Origin of the sequence: Streptomyces eurythermus (genome assembly GCF_014649115.1) — a bacterium.
GTDB classification, from domain to species: domain Bacteria; phylum Actinomycetota; class Actinomycetes; order Streptomycetales; family Streptomycetaceae; genus Streptomyces; species Streptomyces eurythermus.
This window is the reverse complement of record NZ_BMSK01000058.1, coordinates 1-1253: the sequence shown is the minus strand read 5'-3', so window position 1 is coordinate 1253 and position 1253 is coordinate 1. Positions and strand designations below refer to the sequence as shown.

1 protein-coding gene is annotated in these 1253 nt (G+C 69.5%); it reads left to right on the top strand.

What is annotated here, in order from left to right; translation table 11 throughout:
- Window positions 1–1196: ribonucleoside-diphosphate reductase subunit alpha (locus IE251_RS40450; RefSeq protein WP_189757926.1), on the top strand; the 1196-nt coding region annotated here is incomplete at its 5' end.
- Window positions 1197–1253: the final 57 nt, after the last annotated feature.

Here is a 1253-nt window from a genome sequence, read left to right as displayed (position 1 = left end):
CCGCCCGCGAGCTGTACGGCCGGATGATGCGCACCCTGGCCCAGACCGGCAACGGCTGGATGACCTTCAAGGACGCCGCCAACCGCACCGCCAACCAGACCGCCCAGCCCGGCAACGTCATCCACTCCTCCAACCTCTGCACCGAGATCCTGGAGGTCACCAACGACGGCGAGACGGCCGTCTGCAACCTCGGCTCGGTCAACCTCGGCGCCTTCGTCCGGGACGGCGACATCGACTGGGACCGCCTCGACACCACCGTCCGCACCGCCGTCACCTTCCTCGACCGCGTCGTCGACATCAACTTCTACCCCACCGAACAGGCGGGGCGTTCCAACGCCAAGTGGCGGCCGGTCGGGCTGGGCGCGATGGGGCTGCAGGACGTGTTCTTCAAGCTGCGGCTGCCGTTCGACTCGGCCGAGGCCAAGGCGCTGTCGACGCGGATCGCCGAGCGGATCATGCTCGCCGCGTACGAGACGTCCGCCGACCTCGCCGAGCGCAACGGCCCCCTGCCCGCCTGGGAGAAGACCCGTACGGCCCAGGGCGTGCTGCACCCCGACCACTACGACACCGAGTTCACCTGGCCCGAGCGCTGGGCGGCACTGCGGGAGCGCATCGCGCGGACGGGCATGCGCAACTCGCTGCTGCTGGCGATCGCGCCGACGGCCACCATCGCGTCGATCGCGGGCGTGTACGAGTGCATCGAGCCGCAGGTGTCGAACCTGTTCAAACGCGAGACCCTGTCCGGTGAGTTCCTCCAGGTCAACTCCTACCTCGTGCAGGACCTGAAGGACCTCGGCGTCTGGGACGCCCGCACCCGTGAGGCGCTGCGCGAGGCCAACGGCTCGGTGCAGGACTTCCAGTGGATCCCCGAGGACATCCGCGCGCTGTACCGCACGGCCTGGGAGATCCCCCAGCGCGGCCTGATCGACATGGCCGCCGCCCGCACCCCCTTCCTCGACCAGGCGCAGTCGCTGAACCTGTTCCTGGAGACACCGACCATCGGCAAGCTCTCCTCCATGTACGCCTACGCCTGGAAGTCCGGGCTGAAGACCACGTACTACCTGCGTTCGCGCCCCGCGACGCGCATCGCCCGCGCCGCCCAGGCGCAGCCCGTCCTGCCCGCGCAGGCCGCCGCGGACCCCGAAGCGGTCGCCTGTTCCCTGGAAAACCCCGAGTCCTGCGAGGCCTGCCAGTAATGTCCCGTAACACCAACCTGCTCGACCCCGGCTTCGAACTCACCCTGCGCCCCATGC